At 60.1% G+C, this 20,954-nt stretch carries 19 protein-coding genes, 2 tRNA genes and 1 pseudogene; 10 read left to right on the top strand and 12 right to left on the bottom strand.

What is annotated here, in order from left to right:
• Window positions 1-419 precede the first annotated feature (419 nt).
• The 3 genes from BQ8794_RS00710 to BQ8794_RS34280 form a co-directional block, all read right to left on the bottom strand.
• A complete protein-coding gene (locus BQ8794_RS00710) occupies window positions 420-1,205 on the bottom strand; it encodes an ion transporter (RefSeq protein WP_077371673.1) in 786 nt (261 codons plus the stop codon).
• 468 nt (window positions 1,206-1,673) lie between these two features.
• Entirely contained in the window at window positions 1,674-2,714 is a 1,041-nt protein-coding gene (locus BQ8794_RS00705; RefSeq protein WP_143744414.1) for a hypothetical protein, read from the bottom strand.
• A 189-nt stretch (window positions 2,715-2,903) separates the two neighbouring features.
• The gene (locus BQ8794_RS34280; RefSeq protein ID WP_143744413.1) at window positions 2,904-3,164 is read right to left on the bottom strand and encodes a hypothetical protein; all 261 of its coding nucleotides are present in this window, start codon (window positions 3,162-3,164) and stop codon (window positions 2,904-2,906) included.
• A 103-nt stretch (window positions 3,165-3,267) separates the two neighbouring features.
• Between BQ8794_RS34280 and BQ8794_RS00700 the strand changes: the two genes are divergently transcribed.
• On the top strand, window positions 3,268-3,795 hold the full coding sequence (locus BQ8794_RS00700; protein ID WP_077371667.1) for a hypothetical protein: 528 nt from the start codon (window positions 3,268-3,270) through the stop codon (window positions 3,793-3,795).
• Between the two features lie 72 nt (window positions 3,796-3,867).
• On the opposite strand, the gene BQ8794_RS00695 is transcribed toward BQ8794_RS00700, so the two are convergent.
• Window positions 3,868-3,944, bottom strand: a tRNA-Asp gene (locus tag BQ8794_RS00695).
• 215 nt (window positions 3,945-4,159) lie between these two features.
• Between BQ8794_RS00695 and BQ8794_RS00690 the strand changes: the two genes are divergently transcribed.
• Window positions 4,160-4,235 (top strand) — tRNA-Val (locus tag BQ8794_RS00690).
• 235 nt (window positions 4,236-4,470) lie between these two features.
• On the opposite strand, the pseudogene BQ8794_RS36165 reads toward BQ8794_RS00690, so the two are convergent.
• Window positions 4,471-4,727, bottom strand: a pseudogene (locus BQ8794_RS36165) (IS110 family transposase); the annotation flags it as partial.
• Window positions 4,728-4,777: 50 nt separating this feature from the next.
• Here BQ8794_RS36165 and BQ8794_RS00685 point away from each other — a divergent pair.
• The 7 genes from BQ8794_RS00685 to nadE all read left to right on the top strand — a co-directional run bounded on the left by BQ8794_RS00685 (window position 4,778) and on the right by nadE (window position 11,806).
• On the top strand, window positions 4,778-5,608 hold the full coding sequence (locus BQ8794_RS00685) for a CBS domain-containing anti-phage protein (protein ID WP_077371664.1): 831 nt from the start codon (window positions 4,778-4,780) through the stop codon (window positions 5,606-5,608).
• Window positions 5,605-5,892, top strand: coding sequence for a hypothetical protein (locus BQ8794_RS00680; RefSeq protein ID WP_077371661.1), 288 nt, complete (start codon window positions 5,605-5,607; stop codon window positions 5,890-5,892). The genes BQ8794_RS00685 and BQ8794_RS00680 overlap by 4 nt, the downstream gene beginning before the upstream one ends.
• 300 nt (window positions 5,893-6,192) lie before the next feature.
• Window positions 6,193-6,657, top strand: a complete 465-nt coding sequence (locus tag BQ8794_RS00675; RefSeq protein WP_077371658.1) for a hypothetical protein — start codon at window positions 6,193-6,195, stop codon at window positions 6,655-6,657.
• A gap of 364 nt (window positions 6,658-7,021) precedes the next feature.
• Window positions 7,022-8,959 (top strand): asparagine synthase (glutamine-hydrolyzing), encoded by a 1,938-nt coding sequence (asnB, locus tag BQ8794_RS00670; protein ID WP_077371655.1) that lies wholly within the window; start codon window positions 7,022-7,024, stop codon window positions 8,957-8,959.
• Window positions 8,960-8,979: 20 nt separating this feature from the next.
• Window positions 8,980-9,237: an acyl carrier protein gene (locus BQ8794_RS00665; RefSeq protein WP_077371652.1), complete on the top strand. Its 258-nt coding sequence runs from the start codon at window positions 8,980-8,982 to the stop codon at window positions 9,235-9,237.
• A 23-nt stretch (window positions 9,238-9,260) separates the two neighbouring features.
• Entirely contained in the window at window positions 9,261-10,802 is a 1,542-nt protein-coding gene (locus BQ8794_RS00660) for a class I adenylate-forming enzyme family protein (protein WP_077371649.1), read from the top strand.
• A complete protein-coding gene (gene nadE, locus BQ8794_RS00655; protein WP_077371646.1) occupies window positions 10,799-11,806 on the top strand; it encodes an NAD(+) synthase in 1,008 nt (335 codons plus the stop codon). The genes BQ8794_RS00660 and nadE overlap by 4 nt, the downstream gene beginning before the upstream one ends.
• Window positions 11,807-12,124: 318 nt before the next feature.
• On the opposite strand, the gene BQ8794_RS00650 is transcribed toward nadE, so the two are convergent.
• Window positions 12,125-12,391, bottom strand: a complete 267-nt coding sequence (locus tag BQ8794_RS00650; RefSeq protein WP_023680946.1) for a hypothetical protein — start codon at window positions 12,389-12,391, stop codon at window positions 12,125-12,127.
• A 670-nt stretch (window positions 12,392-13,061) separates the two neighbouring features.
• Between BQ8794_RS00650 and BQ8794_RS00645 the strand changes: the two genes are divergently transcribed.
• Window positions 13,062-14,300 (top strand): flavin-containing monooxygenase, encoded by a 1,239-nt coding sequence (locus tag BQ8794_RS00645; protein ID WP_077371643.1) that lies wholly within the window; start codon window positions 13,062-13,064, stop codon window positions 14,298-14,300.
• A 94-nt stretch (window positions 14,301-14,394) separates the two neighbouring features.
• Here the strand turns inward: BQ8794_RS00645 and BQ8794_RS00640 are convergent, their stop codons facing one another.
• The 6 genes from BQ8794_RS00640 to BQ8794_RS00615 all read right to left on the bottom strand — a co-directional run bounded on the left by BQ8794_RS00640 (window position 14,395) and on the right by BQ8794_RS00615 (window position 20,802).
• Window positions 14,395-15,510 (bottom strand): hypothetical protein, encoded by a 1,116-nt coding sequence (locus BQ8794_RS00640; protein WP_077371640.1) that lies wholly within the window; start codon window positions 15,508-15,510, stop codon window positions 14,395-14,397.
• Window positions 15,511-15,861: 351 nt separating this feature from the next.
• A complete protein-coding gene (locus tag BQ8794_RS00635; RefSeq protein ID WP_077371637.1) occupies window positions 15,862-16,632 on the bottom strand; it encodes an SDR family NAD(P)-dependent oxidoreductase in 771 nt (256 codons plus the stop codon).
• Window positions 16,633-16,645: 13 nt separating this feature from the next.
• Window positions 16,646-17,641: an ABC transporter permease gene (locus BQ8794_RS00630; protein WP_077371634.1), complete on the bottom strand. Its 996-nt coding sequence runs from the start codon at window positions 17,639-17,641 to the stop codon at window positions 16,646-16,648.
• A 139-nt stretch (window positions 17,642-17,780) separates the two neighbouring features.
• Entirely contained in the window at window positions 17,781-18,821 is a 1,041-nt protein-coding gene (locus BQ8794_RS00625) for a sugar ABC transporter substrate-binding protein (protein ID WP_077371631.1), read from the bottom strand.
• A 32-nt stretch (window positions 18,822-18,853) separates the two neighbouring features.
• Window positions 18,854-19,618 (bottom strand): ATP-binding cassette domain-containing protein, encoded by a 765-nt coding sequence (locus tag BQ8794_RS00620; RefSeq protein ID WP_077371629.1) that lies wholly within the window; start codon window positions 19,616-19,618, stop codon window positions 18,854-18,856.
• 17 nt (window positions 19,619-19,635) lie between these two features.
• Window positions 19,636-20,802 (bottom strand): ROK family transcriptional regulator, encoded by a 1,167-nt coding sequence (locus tag BQ8794_RS00615; RefSeq protein WP_077371626.1) that lies wholly within the window; start codon window positions 20,800-20,802, stop codon window positions 19,636-19,638.
• Between the last annotated feature and the right edge of the window lie 152 nt (window positions 20,803-20,954).

Here is a 20,954-nt window from a genome sequence, read left to right as displayed (position 1 = left end):
GTGGGGGAGATGTCCGGCAGGACAGAGGGGGGCGCTGTCCCGCCGAGATCAAAGGTTCTGCGCCGTCGTGACACTCTGAGGTAACGGAATGGATCCCAGGGTCTGCGCCGCGTCGGCCGCGCAGCCTCGCCGGCGCTCTCTACTTAGTCCATTCCGGCCACGGTGACATATTAGCCACAGTTAATATGAATCGGCAAACCTATCTTGCGTCTTTGGCATAGGTGTCCCGTAATGGGCCACTGGGTCTGGCGCCGCAATTGCACGGTCAGCAATGCCGGGGGCAACCTTGACGTGGCAATCGGGGGGGGGAATCGGGGGGCCCCGCCGCTTCGCAAATGGAGCGGCGGGCTCTTTCACGACACCACACCATCAGATGCCGCCAACGGATAGGAATGTTTTGCAATGCTCGCGGAGGCGATCTAGCCGCGAACGCCGGACAATTCGCGGACCTCCGCCCGCAGCGCCTGCAGCTCCGCCAGGATCATGGCCTGATCGCTGTGCAGCGTCGCCCTGTCGGCCGATTCCACCGCTTCATGCTCGGCCTCCATCGCCGAAACGATCACGCCGATGAACAGATTGAGCACGGTGAACGAGGTCGCGATGATGAACGGGATGAAGAACAGCCAGGCGGCCGGATAGACCTCCATGACCGGGCGCACCACGCCGTCCGACCAGCCCTCGAGGGTCATGACCTGGAAAAGCGTGAACAGCGATTTTGGTATGCCGCCGAACAGTTCGGGAAAGGACGAGCCGTAGAGCTTCGTCGCCATCACCGCAAAGACGTAGAACACCAACCCGAGCAGCAGCATGATCGAGCCCATGCCGGGCAAGGCGGTGATGAAGCCGGTGACGACACGGCGCAGCGACGGCACGATGCTGATCAGGCGCAGCACCCGCAGGATGCGCAGCGCCCGCAGCACCGAGAGCGAGCCGGTCGCGGGTATCAGCGCGAAACCGACGACGAAGAGGTCGAAGATGCGCCATGGATCGCGGAAGAAATGCGTCCTGTAGACGACCAGCCGGATCGCGAGTTCGGCCACGAAGACGCCGAGGATCGCGCGGTCGATGGCCGTTAGAAGCGGGCCAAAAGCAGCAATCGCGTCGGGCGAGGTTTCGAGGCCGAGCGTGACGGCGTTGATCAGGATCAGGACCATGATCGCGAGGTCGAAGCGGCGCGATTCGATGAGCGATTTCAGGGCATCCAAGGCTTCTTCTCCGTTAGAGCATCGGACCCGAAAGTGGGAACCGGGTTCGGGAAAATCCAATGCTCAAACGCATATGGCCGGCTTGTGACGCACCGAGTACAAAAAGGTACAAAAAGTTGAAACTCTCAGGAAACTGAAAGTTGAAACTTTTGTACGAAAGGACTTGAGCCATTCAAAAAGAATGGCGCGAGTGACGGGGCTCGAACCCGCGACCTCCGGCGTGACAGGCCAAATGGAAGCCCTTTTAGAACAGAGACTTCAGAGTTTTCCACAGATTTCAAGCGGGTGTGGACAAACCGAGAAACTTTGAACGACTAAGGCGTCATGACCCGGTTCCCCGGTGATACCGTCTGACCAATCTGGATCGCCGCGCGGGTCGGGCCGATCGTGTTGATGGGTGGGCGATCTCTTTAAATTAAAATGGGCAGGCTAGTCGGCTCCTAAGTCGCCTAGCTCGCACTGGTAGCTTTAGCCAACCAATATATCATAGTTGTACTCCCCTTCTCCCCAACGTACCCAATCGGCAGACCACGCGGCCGTAGGACGAAAAGAAAAGCCAAGCCGCCATCTTTTCCCGAGCGGGTCGAGATAGTCGATTGTTCCCACGATAGCCGGAAATCCGTCGAAAAACGTCTGCCTATTTTCGGAGGTCAGACGGAACATGCCGCAATAGATTTCGGACAGTTCCGGGCGAGACTCCGCTGTGATCCTTCTGCCGCGGTCTACCAGAAAAATAAACTCGTCTTTGTTGAGTTCATACCACCCTTCCGATTGGGATTGTGAGCTCCATACTCCTAGGTCTGCGTGATCATGCGTCCCAATATTGAACGCGACGATATTCGCCGGCATCTCCCCAATGTTTTTTACCTGAACGACAATCTTGAAATTGATCTGCCTTCCGGCCTCGTTCTCCTCGAATTGTCTCAACGCGTCGCCGCCCGCTGATTGATCAACATAGGGACCGCCAACTCTTACGCTGAGCCATGGCTTATAACGCGATTCAAACTGACGGACGGCGAGAGAGTTGGCGTCCTTAGCCACCTTGATGGTGTCAGCGTTACCCCTTCGGGCGATTTTGACGGCTACCATTGCGGCGTCAGCGCTTCGCTTGGCCTCGGCGACCCCTTTTCGAGTATAATTGGCCGCGGCGCCGGCGAACCAAGCCGCACCTACAGCGGCCAGCAAAGTGAGTGCGCCTACACTAACGCCCCACATCGTCCATTTCGCAGATTCCTGCGCTGCATCGGCAGCCTTCCATTGAGCACATAGGTCGGAACTACGATCATCCACGCCTGCTTGGCACGGTGCTTCGATGGGGTCAGTCTTCTGCCGGATTGGGGGCTGAATTGCGGGCGCCTGCTGTCGCTGAGGGCGCACCTGACTGAGGGGTGGATAACGAAATTCCGGCACAGCCCAGACAAAAAACAGCAATGCAATACCGACGCCGGCAACTACCCCGAGCGCAGCCTCTGCGAGCTTGGTGCGATTAGACATCGATTCAGTACGCAAACTTTCCCCTCGCAAGCTCGACGGTACTGTTTACCTCTTTTTGCTATTTTCCAGTAGTCGCAGCATTTCATCAGCTTGGGCAAGCTGGCCCTTTCCACCTAATTCTAGTGACTCGCCTGTAAAACACAGGCGAAAATTCGCTTTGCTCGAAAACAAATACCGAATGGTTCTAGAATCACCGAGCGTCTATCAGCGCCGGAATTTTTCAGTTTCGGCGATGAAGCGCGTGAACTCCCGTTCGAACTCGAACACCGCTTGCTCTTTCGTGTGGGCCGTTCCGCGCTGCCCGCCATGACGGCGGAAGCGCGGATCAGAGGTCGAGATGGACCAGGACCAAGTCCCTGAGAGGGAACCCCACTGGTTCTTCGAGATACGGCCGACGGAAGATTGCAGGAAGCTGGCGGCAAATCGTACGGTACAGATTGCCCGCCGATCGCGGTTCTGCTCCACTCCAACCAGACACGGGCGCTGCGGCCGCGGACGAATTTGAACGCCTCGACGTGGTTCTCGAAGGCTGCAAGCACAGTGCTGCCATCACGATCTGGAAGCCGCGTTGATAAGCGAGGCGAACTTTTTAGAAGGCTGGTCAAAGGCGCGCTGCGCGAGGGCTATCGCGGCCCGGCAGCAGCGGCGTGAGGACAGCAAGGGAGTGTGGTTCGATATCGTTCGGGGGAAGACCGGGCGGGACGGCGTGCTGACGCTCTCGCGCCGGTCGGAGCGGCTGTTCAAATGGTACCTGAAGCAGCAGTTCGGCGACGCCGAACCGATCAGCAGCATGAAGATCTTCCGAACTCGTCGTGGCGCCGCCTACCGGAAGAGTTCATTCTCGGAGGATTTCCGGGACGTCCGCAAAGTTGTCTTCCCGGGCGACACCAGGATGATGATCGACTTCCGGCGATCCAGCAGCACGGAAGCAGTTGCAGGGGGAGTGGAGGGGACGGCGCTCTCGGCGAAACTCGCCAATTCCCTTTCCGAAACGAAGAAGCTGGAACAGACCTATGTCCCTGTACAAGTCGAGATGGTCCGGCGCGCAGACGACGCTCGACGCGTGGGCCGGAAGGTCATTCGCGGGAACAAATAGGGAGAAAAGTCTGAATTGCCGGTCCGGCATTCAGACTTTTTGGCCATCCCCAACGACTAAGTCATTGAAAAATGGCGCGAGTGACGGGGCTCGAACCCGCGACCTCCGGCGTGACAGGCCGGCACTCTAACCAACTGAGCTACACCCGCGCAAGACGAGCACGGTCAGCCGTGTTCGTCGTTGGGGCGGTGGATAAGGCGTAAGCCACCGGGTGTCAAGCGGAGCGCGACAGCATAACAGCAAACAGGAGAAGGTTTTTTGACAAGCCGGATTTTGTCGCCGAAAACGACCAGCGGCGAGGGCGTTGCGCGCTCATTTGGCCTTGCGAACCCGGTCCTAACTGCTTAAAGGTCCGCCCCGGAGCGGGCGATTAGCTCAGTTGGTAGAGCGCTTCGTTTACACCGAAGATGTCGGCGGTTCGAGCCCGTCATCGCCCACCATAAAAGCATATGATTTTATTTATTAAACTCGTGGATGTTTTTTCGATTTGTGTTAGCTACCATTTGGCAGCAACCGAATAGCAACTCATCAAACCGCGTTTTGGCGACTTCTCGTTCGGTGAAACGAGGTTCGAGACGGCGCGGCTCTCTTCGCCGATTTCGGCCGCGTAGGGTGGCAAGGCGACACATATCATATGTATTATGCCCAGGTCAGAGGTCGGGGGCTCCGACTTGTCAGGTTCTTCAGCCGAGAACGTTGACGCACCAGTTGTTTCCGCCTGGTCACCTGCCGGTGCAGCGCGAGGGTCTCCCGGTCAGGCACACCCAGACTTCCGGAAGAAAGCCTCATGCAGAGAGCGTTCCCAGGACGGTCGCATCGATCGCGTCGGTCTTCACCTTCGCATTCGCCATCACGCGGACCTGCTTCGGACTGGCGATCACAACGCGATCGCCGTACGGCGACCGCAGCTCAGCGACAGCGCCAGCGTTGCCGATTGACGTCTTCTGCCCAGATCTCCAAACTGCTCAGAGTGAGGGGTGACATGCGGAATCGTCAAGAGATCACAAGACCTGACAACGGCGCGTCTGACAAAGCGTCTTTTCGGGCCTATGGCATAGACGGTGCGCTCAGTTCATTGGACAAGTTTGTCCTTTCCCAATTGAAAAAAGCGAACGAGGGCGTGGAATCCGTTTCTCCGGATGACCCACTGCGCAAGGCAGTCACCCTTATGAAGCTTAAAGGCTATTCCCAACTGCCCGTTATGACGTCAGTACGAGAGCTAAAAGGGGTGATAAGTTGGGAAGCCATCGCTTGGGGGAAAGGGGGCGGAAAGATCGATGGAGATTGCGTCCGCGATTATATGGACCGGGAGGTAAAGTATGCCAACGGGAATACGCATCTGTTCGACGCGATTCCAAGAATTGTCCGAGATGGTTATCTCGTGGTGCGCGATCCGAAGGACAGGCGCGTTACCGGTATTGTGACAGCGAGCGATATCAGCAACGAGTTTCTGACGCTGACCGGACCATTTCTACTGATCGCTAATATCGAGAACCATTTACGAGAATTGATAGCCGAAAAATATTCGGTGGACGACTTCGCTTCGGTCGTGCATCCCGGTGTAGCGAGGCCAAAAAAATTGGCATCGGAGTTAAGTTTTGGAGAATATGTGGGTTTGATCGAGAGCGCAGACCGTTGGGATAAACTTGGGGTTGACATTGACCGTGAGACGTTCTGCATTCACCTAAAGATGGTGAATCAGATCCGGAATAAGGTGATGCACTTCAATCCACAAGGGATTAGCCGAGAAGAAATTAATGACCTTCGTAAATTCTCCAACTTCATAGAATTTCTGTCACATAATAACCGATGAACCGCGACGATTTATTACCTCTTTTTGCAAAACTGCCTATTGAAGAGGGCACCGATTTAAACCAGGTGTCGTACGATATGGCTGGCGGACTGCCTGCCCGTATGGAAAAATGGTTCTGGGAAGGAATTCGCGGCGAGTCAGTGGTTTTTCGGCTGTCAGATATCGAGGACAGGTCGGATGAGGCAGTAGTCGAACTAGTTCGCGAAGTCTTCGGGATAATTGGGCAGCTCACTGTAAAGAGGTCAGGCGAATTCCTGTTTGTAAACCACTCGTTTCGGATCTAGCTTACCTTGTTTGCTAGACGTCAAGTTGCCGGTCACGCCAACAACTGACACTGCTCGGGCGCTATGAGGAGCGTTGGAAGTGGGGAAGCCTTTCTTCGACCAAGGGCTTGCCGTGGTCACTCGAATTGCTCGAGCGCTTTGAGGATAGTTGGGATTGGTCGATTCTTGCGCGCAATACCGCTTTGTCTATGCCTGCACTCCACGATGCGGATGTGATCGAGATCATGATGCAGGCCCCCAAAGAAAAACATAGACAAGAATCGTATTACATTTAGACGTGAAGTATCTGGCAGGACAAGAATGCCGATCATCGAACCCTCAAACAAACTCTCTCGGACCCAAAAAGAGTATCGGATTTGCTCTAATCCATATGTTTTCTACCGTATCATCGTCGATCAGTATGGGGCTCGACTCATGACCGCGACCGCTTCAGAGGATGCCGGAGGGTACCGAGCGTTCGAAAACCAGAAGTTTCTGATTTCTAGTACGGTGCAGGTGTTCGGTGACTTCGATATGGAGATCGTGACGAAAGAGGACCACGCAGGGCGGCTATACGTTGAAACTCCAGTGTTCTTGGATGCACAACACTTGATCCACATAGCCACCACAGCGCTTGACCGCATGGGCTTTGAAGATGTTGCGGTCCTAGCTCTTAGAGACATGAAAGCGCTGTACGAAGAGTTTGTGATAGATGACAGTGGCGAGGATACATATCTTAGCGACGGAATGTGGGTAAGGTCGGACGGCAGATTGATCGAGAAGTAGGTCTTCTCTGCGCGCGCCATCACGCGACGGATATCGCAGAATCTCTGCGAAATCGTCGACCTCTTTGATCAGCTTCGGGCCATACCGGGGCCATCAGCGGAGTGGGGCGGCTCGGGGTTGCAAATCCGTCGAGCCGAACAAGCGATCTGTGACGGAACCACTGAACCGGCCGCGTTTCCGCAACTCGAACAAGAGTTGCACTTGGCTTTCAATATACTTCCGTCCCAGTAAGATAGACATCTTAAAAAGCGCCATTGTTGATTTAACTCTTTCTTAACCACGTGTTCGCCGAAATTATCCGGTTAACGCTTGAGCCAGCTATCGAGCTTATGGTCCGTATCTCACCGATATATGAGTCATACCAATGTGCGGATTCGGGGGCTATTTCGGTTCGATCCGGGATGCGGAAGCTTTGCTTGCGCGGATGATAGCTGCGATCGCCCATCGCGGGCCGGATGAGCAAGGGAAATTTGTAGCAGCCGACGCCGGGCTCGGCCATGCGCGGCTGTCGGTGATCGGCATCGGTGATGGCCAGCAGCCGATGTCCGACGTGTCAGGCAATTTGACGATTGCGTTCAACGGCGAGATTTTCAACTACCTGGAACTGCGCGAAGGGCTGATCGCCAAGGGCCGGCGCTTCCGCACGTCGAGCGACACCGAGGTCATCCTGCATCTCTTTGACGAGATGGGCGAAGACTGCCTGTCGCTTCTGAACGGCGATTTCGCCTTGGCGATATGGGATGACAGGCGCCGGCGCATGGTGCTTGCCCGAGACCGGATGGGTGTGCGGCCGCTGTTCTACACGAACAGGGACGGCGTGCTTTACTTCGCGTCGGAGATCAAGGCCCTGCTGAAAGTGCCCGGCATCTCGGCCGAAATCGATCCGATTGCACTCGACCAGATCTTTACGCTGTGGGCGCCGATTGCTCCCCGCACGGCTTTCCGCAACATCCATGAGCTGGAGCCGGCGAGCATGATGATCGCGACGCCGGGGCAAGTCACGGTCAAACGCTATTGGCACCTCGACTATCCGCATCGCGACGCGCCGTCGAAGCTCACCAACGAGGACGTTGCGGCCGAGGAACTGCAGGCGCTTTTGACCGATGCGGTGAGGCTTCGCATGCGCGCTGACGTGCCGGTCGGTTCTTATCTTTCGGGCGGGCTCGATTCATCTCTTGTTTCGGCGCTTGCCGCCGGCATGACCCCTCTCCAGCTGCAGACATTTTCGGTGACGTTCGACAGCGCCGAGCACGACGAAAGCGTCTTCCAGACCGAGATGGCTTCAGCGCTTGGCGCTCGGCATCGAACCATTGCCTGCCAGGCCGGCGATATCGCCGGCGTCTTCCCCGAAGTCATCCGCTTTGCCGAGCGGCCGATCATCCGCACCGCCCCGGCCCCGCTCTATCAGCTGTCCGGCCTCGTTCGCCAGGCCGGCCTGAAAGTGGTGCTGACCGGCGAGGGCGCCGACGAGGTTTTTGCCGGCTACGATATCTTCAGGGAAGCGCGTGTGCGTCGGTTCTGCGGGCGGCAGCCGGCATCGCGCATCAGGCCGCAGCTGTTCCGCAGGCTTTATCCCTATCTGCCGGGTCTGCAGCAGCAGTCCGTGGAGTATTTGGCGGCGTTCTTCGGCGCCGGCAACACTGCCCTCGACGATCCGCTGTTCTCGCATCGGCCGCGCTTCAAGACCACGGCGGCGGCGAAGATTTTCTTTTCCGGTGACCTGCGCGCGACGTTGAAGGGCTATGATGCGGCCGAGGAACTGGTCAGCCGGTTGCCCCAGGCTTTTCCCATGTGGCACCCGCTGCATCAGGCGCAATATCTGGAAACCCGCTTCCTGCTGCCGGGTTACATCCTCTCCAGCCAAGGCGATCGGATGGCCATGGCGCATGGTATCGAAGGACGGTTTCCCTATCTCGACCATCGCCTGGTGGAATTTGCCGCAAGACTTCCGCCTGACATGAAGCTGAAGGGATTGGTCGAAAAGCACATATTGCGCAAAGTGGCGGGGCATCTGCTTCCCAGCGCGATCGGGGGGCGTGCCAAGCAGCCCTACCGAGCGCCGGAAGCCCGCTCCTTCGTCGGAGCCGGCGAACTGGACTATGTCAGCGATTTGCTGAGTGAAGCGAGCATCGCTGGCGGCGGACTGTTCAACGCCAAGGCGGTGGCCAGCCTTCATGAGAAATGCCGCACGCAGCCAGCGTCCGGGTTTCGCGACAACGCTGCCTTCGTCGGCATTTTGTCGACGCAACTGTGGCAGAAGAATTTCACCGGCCAAAAAACCAGTGCGGCACGAGCGGCCTGAGAAATCCAGGGAAGGAAAAAATGATGATAACAATCAAGGACAAGGTCAGAGCCTTTATCGTCGACAACTTCTTGTTCGGCGACACGTCTTACGAACTTGCAGATACAGCCTCGCTGATCGAGAACGACATCATCGACTCGACCGCCGTGGTCGAACTCGTGGCGTTCATCGAGGATATCTTCGGCATAGCGATGGTCGATTCCGACATTGTGCCGGCCAACCTGGATTCGGTCGACCGTATTTCGTCCTTCATCAAGGCGAAAGCGCCGGCAGTCTAGGCCCGATCGGCGAGGAGCGTTCCGTGCGGATCGAACATTTTTTGGCCGCGAATGCCGCTGCCCAACCTGCCAAGACGGCATTGATCACCAGCCATAAAAGGCTGAGCTACGAAGAACTGGACGATCTCTCGAGCCGCCTTGCCGCTGCCCTTTTCGCAAACGGCGTCGGGCGCAACGACCGGGTCGTCGTTTTCATGGACAATTGCTGGGAGGCCGCGGTTTCGATTTTCGCCGTGCTCAAGGCAGGGGCGACCTTCATCCCGGTCAACCCATCCACCAAGGCCGACAAGCTTGCCTACATCCTTGCCGATTGCGACGCTGCGGCGATCCTCACCCAGGCAAAACTGATGCCCGTGGTCGCCGAGGCCTGCGGCGGCAACACCGGCATCTTCGTGGCTTCGACCGTCGGCGCCGATGGCCAATGCCCGGTGGGGGCCACATCCCTGGTCGACTGTTTGACGCTTGAAGGCGGGGAGGTCGACCACCGTGGCATCGACTTCGATCTGGCGATGTTGATCTACACGTCGGGCTCAACCGGCCGGCCCAAGGGCGTGATGATGGCGCACCGCAATTGCGACGCGGCAACGGACTCCATCACCACCTATCTGCGCAACACCTCCGACGACATCATTCTGAATGTGCTTCCGCTCGCCTTCGACTATGGCCTTTATCAATTGCTGATGGCCGTCAGGCTCGGCGCCACGCTCGTGCTCGAAAAATCCTTTGCCTTTCCTCAGGCGATCTTCGAACGTATCCGCGAGGAGGGCGTCACCGGTCTTCCGCTGGTGCCGACGATGGCAGCGATGATCCTGCAGATGCGTGACCTGGAGCCGGGCTTCCTGCCTAGCGTCAGCTATATTTCCAACACGGCGGCGGCCTTGCCGCCGGCCCATATCGAACGTCTGCGCTGCCTTTTTCCCGGCGTCAGGCTCTATTCGATGTATGGCCTGACGGAATGCAAGCGCTGCACCTACCTGCCGCCCGAGGAGCTCGACCGCCGGCCGGGATCGGTCGGCATAGCCATTCCGAACACCGACGCGTTTGTCGTCGACGACAACGGGCAGCGCGTGCCACCTGGTGTGGCGGGCGAGCTGGTCATTCGCGGACCGCACGTCATGCAGGGTTATTGGCGCAACGAAGCTGCGACCGAGCGAGCGCTGCGACCGGGCCCGAACCCTTGGGAGAAGGTCCTTTACACCGGTGACCTGTTCAGGACCGATGAGGACGGCTTTCTTTATTTCGTCGGCCGCAAGGACGACATCATAAAGACGCGGGGAGAGAAGGTGGCGCCGAAGGAAGTGGAAGCCGTGCTTCACGCCCATCCCGGCATCGCCGAAGCCGTTGTCGTCGGTGTGCCGGATCCGGTGCTCGGGCATGCAATCGGCGCGCTCGTCATACGCTCGGACCCGACGCTCAGCGAAAAAGACGTCATGCGCCACTGCGCCCGTCACCTCGAGGATTTCATGGTCCCCAAAATCATCGAATTCCCTTTGGAATTGCCGAAGACGGATACGGGCAAGGTCAGCCGCCGGCTTGCGTCGGAGATAATGGAGGCCGCGCAATGAGTGTTCGCCCCGGCGATGGCGCGCAGACCTTTCTGGCGCAGGCTCTGGCGATCGACCCCGGCGCCGAAACGGACAGGATCGTGACGGCGTTGCGCCAGCAGTTGCGCGGCATTCGCAAGCGCGGCCTCGTGCTCGGTCTTTCCGGCGGGATCGATTCGAGCGTTTCGGTGGCGTTGGCGGCGCGAGCCGTCGGGCCACAGAATGTACTCTGCCTCTTCATGCCGGAAAACGATTCCGATCCGGAAAGTCTGCGGCTCGGCCGCCTTGTCGCCGACACTTTCGGTGTCGATTCTATTGTGGAGGATATCGGGCCGACCCTGCGCGCCATGGGCTGCTATCAGCGTCGCGACGCCTTCATCCGCGAATTGGTCCCGGACTACGGCGAAGGCTGGGCCTCGAAGATCGTGATTGCAAACGCCCTCGAGCATGAGGGCTACAATATTTCGTCGCTGGTGGTCCAGGACCCCGGGGGCAAGCAGACCAAACTGAGAATGCCGCTGCCGGTCTATCTCGGTATCGTCGCCGCCACCAACATGAAGCAGCGCACCCGCAAGCAGATCGAATATTATCATGCCGACCGCCTGAACTTCGCCGTTCTTGGAACGCCCAACCGGCTGGAATTCGATCAGGGTTTCTTCGTCAAGAACGGTGACGGCGCGGCGGATGTCAAACCGATCGCCCACCTCTACAAGACGCAGGTCTATGCGCTGGCGGCCTATCTCGGCGTTCCCGAGGAAATCCGCAACCGGCCGCCGACCACCGATACCTACTCGCTGGCGCAGACGCAGGAGGAGTTCTACTTCTCGCTTCCCTATGACCGCATGGATCTTTGCCTTTGCGGCCTCAACAACGGCGTGGCGGCTGACATGGTGGGGCAGGCGGCGGGACTGGACGCCTCGCAGGTGGAACGCGTCTGGGCCGACATCGCCGCCAAGCGCAAGGCGACGCGCTACCTGCACCTGCGCCCGCAACTTGTCAATGAGGTCGAGGAAGTCGATACCTGACCTGGCTCTCCAACCTAGTGGTCAAAGTCTGACGCTTGGTACCGGAGTCGTAAGTCCGCTCAGGGTGGCAAGCGGAAGTCCAGCGTGAACGCGCGGAATAGTTGCTTTGCGGACTTGAGCCGGCATTAGGTTGCGCAAGCTGTAGCGGCTGATCTTGGCGCGACCGAGACCAACGTCGGCGCTCTCGCGCGCAGGGCCCGCACTTGAAGCCAGTGGCCAGCGGGCTCTACGCCAATAATGGGCGCTTTCCAGAATGACCGGAACCGCGAGACAATCGCTGACCAAACCCTTCTACCCTTGCCAGCGGAGCAATCACCCTTACGATTCGACCAGGATCACCAAGGACTCTGGCACCACTCCATCGAAGGCCATCGCATCCGCGGCTTCCTTGCTCTGCATAGCTTTCATCATGGCGTCCATGTCCGGAACGTCCATAAGAACGGCCACCCGAGTCGGATTTTGTGGATCTACAAATGTTCGTATGTTGGTCACGCCGAGCGGACCAAAAAGCTCTTTGCGCTTCGGCGAGTCGAGCCAGTGCTTCGCTCCCTTTGTGATGTTATGGTGGCCAATGACTGTCGGCATTGCATCCTCCCTATCGTGACGGCGAAGGCCGGTATCAACTAAAGAGTGCCAAGATCCATCCCCGTCGAACCACGGAGCGCCGTTTTGGTTGGACTGTCAATTATTTCGTTAAGGGCGCGCGGATGAACGATTCGGAGAGGGCGTTTCTTCCGGACGGTTCGACCTCAATGAACCAGAATCGCGGTCACGCGGCTGTGGCTATTGACATGTGACATGCGCAAACAGCCGGACAACAACTGCAAGGGCCCGCGTGGCAGATATCGGGATCCGGCGCGGGGGTCGGAAAGGGCAGTTGCGGGCGTAGGGCTGCCATTCATGACCCGGCGCGCCAAGGTCGTCTTCGGGTCGGAACAGGTATTCCGCATCGGGTACCAAGCGTCAGATTTTCACCACTAGCCACGGCGAGCGCTTCAGGGTGACCGATGTTCCGCCACATTGCCCTGTCCGTCTTGATCTGTGATCGGCTTTCCCTGGACGGAGCAAAGGGAGTTTCTCGATGAAACTACATTGGAGGTTCTCGGGTTCGCCTCGCGCTCTGGCGAGAGGCTGGCGAACCGGAATGCGTTTGGCCAGTCGGACGGAATAGGCGGTGCTGGACTAGTTACCGTGGACAAGGCTTAATGCTGCGCGGCGAGATTGCCGGGGGGCGATTATGAGATCACCGCAGAAAATGACCGATGGCGGCGATGTTCTCGATGCTGTCGTCATCGGGGCCGGCTGGGCCGGCCTGGGTGTCAGCTATTGGCTGGCGCGACGCGGCCTGCGCCACAGCGTATTGGAGCGGGGCCGCATAGGAGAGACCTGGCGCACACAGCGATGGGATCTGTTTCGGATGAATACTCCCAACGTGCAGACCGTCATGCCGGGCGATTGCTATGACGGTCCCGATCCGGATGGTGCCCTGACGCGCGATCAGTTCGTCACTCTCCTTGAGGATTTCGCCGGGCGCAACGCGCTGCCGATCGAAGCGGATACCGCGGTAAGCGAACTCACGCACGAGAATGGCGCCTATCGGCTGACCACCTCACACGCCACGCGTTGGGCGCGCAATGTGATCGTCGCAAGCGGCAGCCTGAATTGTCCGGTGCGCCCGGTCTGGGCCGCCGCGTTGTCGCCCGCTCTCCGCCAGATCGACGCTTCCGGCTACCGCAGCGCTGCCGATCTGCCAGATGGAGCGGTGCTGGTGGTCGGAAGCGGCCAATCTGGTGCCCAGATCGCGGAGGAATTGGCGGACGCAGGTCGAGCGGTCTTCCTTGCGACCAGTCGTGTCGGACGGCTTCCACGGCGCTACCGGGGTCGCGACATCATGGTCTGGGTGCTCGAAAGCGGGTTTCTCGACGTACGCCGGGAGGAAGTCATTCGAGTTGCGGGACGCATCCCGCCGCGTGGTGTGCTCGGGTCGACGCATACGATAAGCCTTCAGGCGCTGAGCGCCCAGGGTGTCGTGCTGCTGGGGCATCTCACCGGCATCGAGGATGGCGGCAGCCTCTCGTTTGCCGACGATCTCGAAGCGAATGTCCGCTTTGCGGATGAAGCCTCCGAAAATGTCAGGCGCCATGTCGACGACTATATCAGCCGCATGGGGATCGATGCACCCGTTGCGGAGCCCGACCCGGCGGAGACGGTCGCGATGCGTCAGCCGAACCCGACGATCGGTTCGCTCGATCTCTCCCGCTCCGGCGTTACGAGCGTGGTGTGGTGCACGGGCTTTAAGGGCGATTTCAGTTGGATGAGGCTTCCCGGTGCGCTCGACAGCGCGGGACAGCCTGTTCACGTGGATGGCGTGGCCGCCCTGCCAGGCCTTTACTTCGCAGGGCTGGACTTCGCCTCCACACGTAAGTCAGGCACCATCTTGGCGATCGCCGAGGAAGCATCTCGCCTTGTCGAACACATCGCAGGGCGTTCGTGACCGCCTGGCATAGTCAAGAAGCTCCTGACAGCTGAGCGAAGGCAAAGGCCTCCAATGATCAGCCAACAACTTCGCTCCCGCACGGCTGAATGCTTCAGGTGAAGCGGCCGCCGATCAGCCGGCTCCACTGCTCGCCCGCAAGACCGTTCAGGAAAGCTTGCGAATTCTTCATGGCATTCAAAAGCTCTGGGTCACGTGAATGCACCACGGTCGAGGCAACGGTCAGGAAAGCCATGCGTCGCCCAAGCATTGCTTCCAAAAGTGCAGGTTGAATGCGTCCGCGCAGGCCGCTGACGCCGCGTATGGCAGCATCATCGATCAGGCAGTCGATGACGGAACCTGCCTGGCCGGGGAGGGCGAGGATCTGCAGCACGCGACCGATTCCACCCGCCCGTGCGTGATAGGCGAATGCGCCGACATTGGTGCCGACCGGCGATGCCACGGAAACGTAGACAAGCTCGCCCAGGTCCGGCCTTTGTGCCGCATCGGTCAGCATATGATCAAGCTGGCCTTTCGCCCAACTCGGGCGCAGGGCGAACTGGGCGGTCAACGGTTCGACGAGCCTGGCAAATGCGTCGCTGTCGATTTGGGATGTCCGAAAAGCCCCATGACCTGCCCCGTCCGCCGCCACGCCGGACCAGCGTCGTTCGCCGGACTTCATTCGCCTGCAATAAAATCGGTCGAGGGCACGGGCAAACGGATTGAGCATTCGGGCAAGCTTGATGCGATTGGCGGAAAGGCTGAGCACAAAGCTCGACGGCCGCATCACGCGCACCCAGTCGAGACTGTATTGCGGCAGGACAACGCCGCGCAGCCGGGTCCACAATTTTGTGGAAATATCATTGGCGGTCTCGCTGAAGGAGATATCCTGCGGACCATCCAGATAAGCCTTCAACAAGCGGGCGCCGGCCATCGGGTCGCGCTCATGATCCTCGACCATGAGCGAACCGCAGATGGCGGCGCGTAATTGCCGGCCGTTGAACTGCATCGGCAACACGTGAACGCCGACAAACCCGGAGACGCGGCCGGCGTCGTTGACATGGACAAGCGACCGCAGATCGCCTCCGCAACCCGGCGCCTCCAGATAAAACCGTCTCAAATAGTCAATGAGCGAGGCCGGCGCTTCGGTCCGCTTTTTGCGCAGCACGCGTTGGAACATGCCTGCGACTGCCGGAAGATCGGCACCTTCCAGGGCGCGAATGACGCTCAAGCCCGGCTCCCGGCACCGGAGTCCCCGCGTTTCCGGACACTGGCAAGGCCTGGCTCCCTATCGGCCGTTCCGGCGAACGGCAGCTGTCCCCAGCTGCGCAATCTACAGTTGCACTCGCTCCGGTGGTGGTCGAAAGGAGAGTTGTAACGTTGCGGCAAGGCAGGCCCTTTGCTTGACCATGAAAACGAGCGCCGTTGCTGTTTACCAACTTCGGGTAAACCGATGTTGAAGTATTGGGCGGCGAATCCAGTTTTTTCGGGCGCGGCCTTGCCGCCGCACGTCCGGCGAAGCCTCAGCCTGCAACTTCCGGCGCGAAGCCAGTCGCGGTGGGGAAAAAAACGAAATCGAGGATCATGGCGGAAGCAGCCGGAAATCCTTGCCTTCGGGCAGCAGCTGCCCGCCGTCGACGATGATGGTGGTGCCGGTGATATAGCTGGCGTCGTCCGAGGCCAGGAACAGGAAGGCATTGGCCACGTCGCGCGGGCTGCCGAGGCGGCCGAGCGGGATGGAGTCCTCCATGTTCTTGATATAGGCGGCGCCGCGATGCAGCTGGATGGCTTCGGTGAGGATATTGCCGGGCTCGACGCCGTTGACGTTGATGCCATAGGCCGAGAATTCGAGGGCGGCCGAACGGATCAGGCCGTTGATGCCGGCCTTGGTCGCCGAATAGTGGCCGTGACCGGGGCTGGTGACGTGCGGGCCGGTGATGGAGGAGGTGAACAGCATGCGGCCAAAGTGCTGCGCCTTCATCTGAACGAGCGCGGCACGGGCGGCATTGAAGCTGCCGCGCAAATTGACCGCCATGACACGGTCCCAGTCCTCCGGGCTGGTGTTTTCCAGCAGTTGCCAGGGATAGATGCCGGCATTCTGGACCATGATGTCGAGACGGCCGTGATGTTCGAGCGCCAGCGCAACAGCGGCCTCGGCATCGGCCAGCTGCGAGATGTCGGTGCGGATGAAGGCAGCGCCGACTTCGTCCGCGGCCGCTTGCCCGGCCTCGACCTCGGTATCGGCCAGGACCAGCTTGGCGCCCTCTTCGGCAAAGCGCTGCGCGATGCCCTTGCCGATGCCGCGGGCGCTGCCGACGATCAGCGCGACCTTGTTTTCGAGACGCCCGGTCATGCCAGCCCCCCTCTTATGCCAGTCTTTGCCGGATGGTTTGCTTGAACGCGTCGAGCAGCACGGCGGCAAGCACCAGCAGGCCGTGGATCACCTGGGTGAAGTTGGCCGGCAGACCCATGAGGTTGATCGCCGTGTTGATCGCCGACAGCAGCAGCACGCCGGCATAGACGCCGGGCAGGGTGCCGACGCCGCCCTTCAGGCTGACGCCGCCGATGACGACGGCGGCGAAGGCGTTGAACAGCAGGCCGACGCCGAGGTTGGCGGTGGCGCCGGAGGTGCGGATCGCCAGCAGCCAGCCGGCAAGGCCGGCGATGGCGCCAGCGAGAACGAAGGCGATGACGAGGTTGCGGTTGACGCGGATGCCGGCGCGGAAGGTCGCGGTCTCGTTGCCGCCGATCATGATCAGGTGCCTGCCGAAGGGGGTCTTGGCCATGATCAGCGAGAAGACCACGAAACACGCAATCGCGATCCAGGCGGTGAGCGGCAGGCCAAGCAGGCGCTGAATGCCGAACCAGCGGATTGCCGGCGCGAGGTCCTGTGCCGAGCGGCCGCCGGAAATGACCAGCACGAGGCCGCGCACCCAGATGTAGGACGCCAGCGTGATGATGAAGGCACTCATCTTAACCTTGACGACCAGGTAGCCGTTGATGGCGCCGATGATGCCGCCGACAGCAAGGGCGATCAGCAGCGACACCGGAACCATCAGCCATTCCGGGTGCAATTGAACGCCAAGGCCGATACCCGCCGAGCAGAACAGGATGCCGACCGCCATCGCACTGAGCGCCGCCACGGATTCGACCGACAGGTCCATGTGACCGGTGATGATGACCAGCGCCAGGCCGATCGACATGACGCCAAGCACGCTCGACGCCTCGATGATGTTGGCGAAGATGCCGAGCTGGAAATAGTTCGGAATGGAGATGGAGAAGACCACCAGCACGAAGACCAGCATGAACCAGACGAGGTTGTCGAGGACGAACTCGAGGGCGTGGCGCGTGCGGGGATTCATGTGTTGATCCGGCTGGCGCACCGATCCTCGGAAAGGATCATGCGCGGATTGAAAATTGCTGCAGCCTGCCTTGCGCGTCCGTTCGAACCGCGCCGATTGAGCTCCGGGCCAACGTGGCCCGAAGCCCGAGGCGACTTTGCTATTCGACCGGCTTCACGGTGCCCGAGGGCGGCTTCAGATTGCCCCAGAAGGCCGGGTTGTCGACGTTTTCCTTGGTGATCGCAGCGCCGGGGATCTTGATATTCGGTCCCCAGGCTTCAATGGTCACGGTCGATTTCAGGCCGAGCACGTCGTATTCGCCCGGCTTGATCTCCTGCTTGTTGACGACCTTGTCCATGAACATGGCGACGGCGGCGGCCTGAGCGTACAGCGGCTGCTCGACTTCGACGTTGAGCCAGCCCTTGCGGATCAGGTCGAGGCCGACCGGCGCACCGTTCGAGCTCATCAGCATGACGTCGCCCGGCTTCTTGCCGGCGGCCTCGAGCGAGGCGACGGCGGCGACCGAGAGGTGTGCCGCATGGCTGAAGATCAGGTCGATATCAGGGTTGGCGAGCATCTGGTCGTTGACGATGGTCCCGGCTGCATCCGCCGCCCATTGCATGGCCGGAACCGAGATGATCTTGACGTCCGGGAACGCCTTCATCTTCTCCTCGAAACCCTTCTGGATGTCGAGCGTGTAGGGGTCGCCAGGATCGCCAAGCACCTGGAGGATCTTGCCTTTCACCGATCCGTGCTTCGCCTTCAAGAGTTTTTCGGCCTGGTCGGCGGCAATCTGGCCGATCTCGACCGTTCCCGCCACCGAGGTGAAATCGGATGGTGTCGAGGTGATCTGGCGATCGAACTCGACAACCGGGATGCCGGCGGCGCGGGCGGCCTCGATGGACGGCTTCAACGCATTGAAATCGACGGCGGCAAGAATGATCGCCGACGGCTTGAGCGCAATGACGTCGTTCATCTGCGATTGCTGAGCGTCGGTCTTGTTATCGGCGTTCAGCGTCTTCATCTCGTAGCCGACCTGCTTCAGGAACATCTCCAGAGCGCTCACCGAGCCGGTCTGGAATTCGTCGAGCAATGTCGGCACCAGATAGTAGACGGTGCCCTTGGACTGGGCGAATGCCGGCGTGAGCGTGGCAAAGGCCAGTGCCAGGATACCGAAGACGGAAAGAAGTATCTTCTTCATGTCGTTCGCTCCTCTTGCGCCGGATTTGTCCCTCAGCCTGCCGGTCCGGCACCGGCGAGCGTCTCTCCGGTGATCATGTCGATCACCGCGTCGGGACTTGTCTTGTTGCGCGCGACATCGCCGGCCACGACGCCTTGCCGGATCACCACGATCCGGTCGGCGACCTGAAAGGCCTGCTGCATGATATGGGTGATGATGACGACGCCGATGCCTTGCCTCGCCACCTGGCGGATCATGTCGAGGCCGCGCCGCGTCTGCTCGACACCGAGTGCTGCGAACGGCTCGTCGAGAAGCACGAGCTTGCCGCCAAAATGCACGAACCGATTGAGCTCTATGGCCTGCCGCTGGCCGCCCGAGAGGTGCTCGACATTGGTCCTGAGCGAAGGGATGCGCGTGCCGGCGCTGGCCAGCGCCTTTTCGACCACCTGCTCCATGGCGGGTTCGTCGAGCACGGCAACGCCAAGAAATTTCCTGGTGATCTCGCGGCCCATGAAGAAATTGGCCACCACGTCGACATTGGTGCAAAGCGAGAGGTCCTGGTAGACGGTCTCGATCCCAGCTGCCTTGGCCTCGGCGGGAGATTTGGCGAGAAATTCCTTGCCCTCGAACAGCATGCGGCCGGAGGTCGGCTCCAGGCCGCCGGCGATGATCTTGACCAGTGTCGATTTGCCGGCGCCATTGTCGCCCAGAAGCGCCACCACCTCGCCCTTGCCGATCGAGAAGCTGATGCCCTTGAGCGCTTCGATCGCGCCAAAATTCTTGGTGACGTTGTCGAGCACCAGCAGGGGTTCGCTCATGCCAGGCTGAGTTCCGCTCATGCCGCGATCCCCTTGCCTTGCAGTATATCTCGCCCGCGTTCGCGCTCGGCGGTGAATATCTGGCCGAAGCGTGGCGAAAGCACGCCTGAGACGGCAAGTGCTGCGGCCCCGCGTAGCACCGCATGCTGGCCGCCGCGTGCGACGGTGACACGCGGCGCCGTGCGGTCGTTTCGCGCCGAGATCGAGTCGGCAAGCTTGGCAACCGAACCGGCCAGCCGTTCAAGCAGATCGGTGGACGCCAGTCCGCCCAGGATGATGGTTTCGGGATCGAACAGGTTCTCGACGATGGTGATGGCGTTGCGGAAGATCGGCCCGACTTCGCTGACCCAATCGGCGTCGCTGATGTTCCGGCGCCGCAGCGCCTCGAGCGAGAGGTATCGTTCGAGGCAGCCGCGATTGCCGCAAGGGCACGGCTCGCCACCCGGCACGACAGGGATGTGTCCGATTTCGCCGGCATTTCCCCAGGCGCCGCGCAACGCACTTCCGTCATGGACCATGACGCCGCCAAGACCGACACCGAAATAAAGATAGTAGTATTCGGAATATCCCGTCCCGAGGCCATACAGGCGCTCGCCCATTGCCGCGGCCGCCATGTCGGTCTCAAAAAACGCGGGCAGCCCGGTCGAGGCCTCCAGCCGTTCCCGAAGCGCCACGTCCTTCCAGCCGGTCATCGTCGTCGGGCCGATAAAGCTCATCGTTTCCACGCCGAAAGGGCCGGGCAGCGCCATGCCGATGCCGAGAACGCGGCCGCCCGGCCGCAGCCCGGTCAATTCAAGCACCATGGCGCCGATCAGATCGAAGGCATGGTCGGGCGTTGCGTTGGCGGCCTCGCGGTAGGCGCTCTCGATCACGTCTCCGCTCAAATTGATCAGCGCCGCATTGATACCCAGCGGGGTGACGTGGATGCCGACGGCATAGCCGCCCTCCGGGTTGATCCGCAGGGTCGCCGGAGGCAGCCCGCGCCCCCGCGGCTCTTCGCGCATCGACAGGACGTAGCCGTGTTCTTCCAGCTCGCGAACGATGGTCGAGACGGTTTGAACAGTGAGCCCGACCCGCTTGGCAATGTCGCCGCGGGCGATCGGACCGTGAAGGCGGATGGATTCAAGGACGATACGCCTGTTGTAAGGCCGCCCAAACTCCTGATTGGTCCCTCGCAGTGCCATGTCTTGCGCCCCTGGGAGACAAGAGGTTCGCACCGAATATTTATTCAGTCAAATGGAATTCAAAAAGAATCCCGCCGATCCGGCTAATGTGGCGTTCCTTCGCGCCCCCTCTGTCCTGCCGGACATCTCCCCCACTTGGGGGGAGATCGGCG

It is taken from the genome of Mesorhizobium prunaredense (assembly GCF_900156895.1).
Lineage (GTDB): Bacteria > Pseudomonadota > Alphaproteobacteria > Rhizobiales > Rhizobiaceae > Mesorhizobium > Mesorhizobium prunaredense.
This window is presented reverse-complemented; position numbering and strand designations above follow the sequence as displayed.

Coding starts and splice junctions, on each gene's coding strand:
- BQ8794_RS00685 (WP_077371664.1), top strand. CDS start 4,778: ATGCGGAATCGTCAAGAGATCACAAGACCTGACAACGGCGCGTCTGAC.
- BQ8794_RS00680 (WP_077371661.1), top strand. CDS start 5,605: ATGAACCGCGACGATTTATTACCTCTTTTTGCAAAACTGCCTATTGAA.
- BQ8794_RS00675 (WP_077371658.1), top strand. CDS start 6,193: ATGCCGATCATCGAACCCTCAAACAAACTCTCTCGGACCCAAAAAGAG.
- asnB (WP_077371655.1), top strand. CDS start 7,022: ATGTGCGGATTCGGGGGCTATTTCGGTTCGATCCGGGATGCGGAAGCT.
- BQ8794_RS00665 (WP_077371652.1), top strand. CDS start 8,980: ATGATGATAACAATCAAGGACAAGGTCAGAGCCTTTATCGTCGACAAC.
- nadE (WP_077371646.1), top strand. CDS start 10,799: ATGAGTGTTCGCCCCGGCGATGGCGCGCAGACCTTTCTGGCGCAGGCT.
- BQ8794_RS00650 (WP_023680946.1), bottom strand. CDS start 12,391: ATGCCGACAGTCATTGGCCACCATAACATCACAAAGGGAGCGAAGCAC.
- BQ8794_RS00645 (WP_077371643.1), top strand. CDS start 13,062: ATGACCGATGGCGGCGATGTTCTCGATGCTGTCGTCATCGGGGCCGGC.
- BQ8794_RS00635 (WP_077371637.1), bottom strand. CDS start 16,632: ATGACCGGGCGTCTCGAAAACAAGGTCGCGCTGATCGTCGGCAGCGCC.
- BQ8794_RS00630 (WP_077371634.1), bottom strand. CDS start 17,641: ATGAATCCCCGCACGCGCCACGCCCTCGAGTTCGTCCTCGACAACCTC.
- BQ8794_RS00625 (WP_077371631.1), bottom strand. CDS start 18,821: ATGAAGAAGATACTTCTTTCCGTCTTCGGTATCCTGGCACTGGCCTTT.
- BQ8794_RS00620 (WP_077371629.1), bottom strand. CDS start 19,618: ATGAGCGAACCCCTGCTGGTGCTCGACAACGTCACCAAGAATTTTGGC.
- BQ8794_RS00615 (WP_077371626.1), bottom strand. CDS start 20,802: ATGGCACTGCGAGGGACCAATCAGGAGTTTGGGCGGCCTTACAACAGG.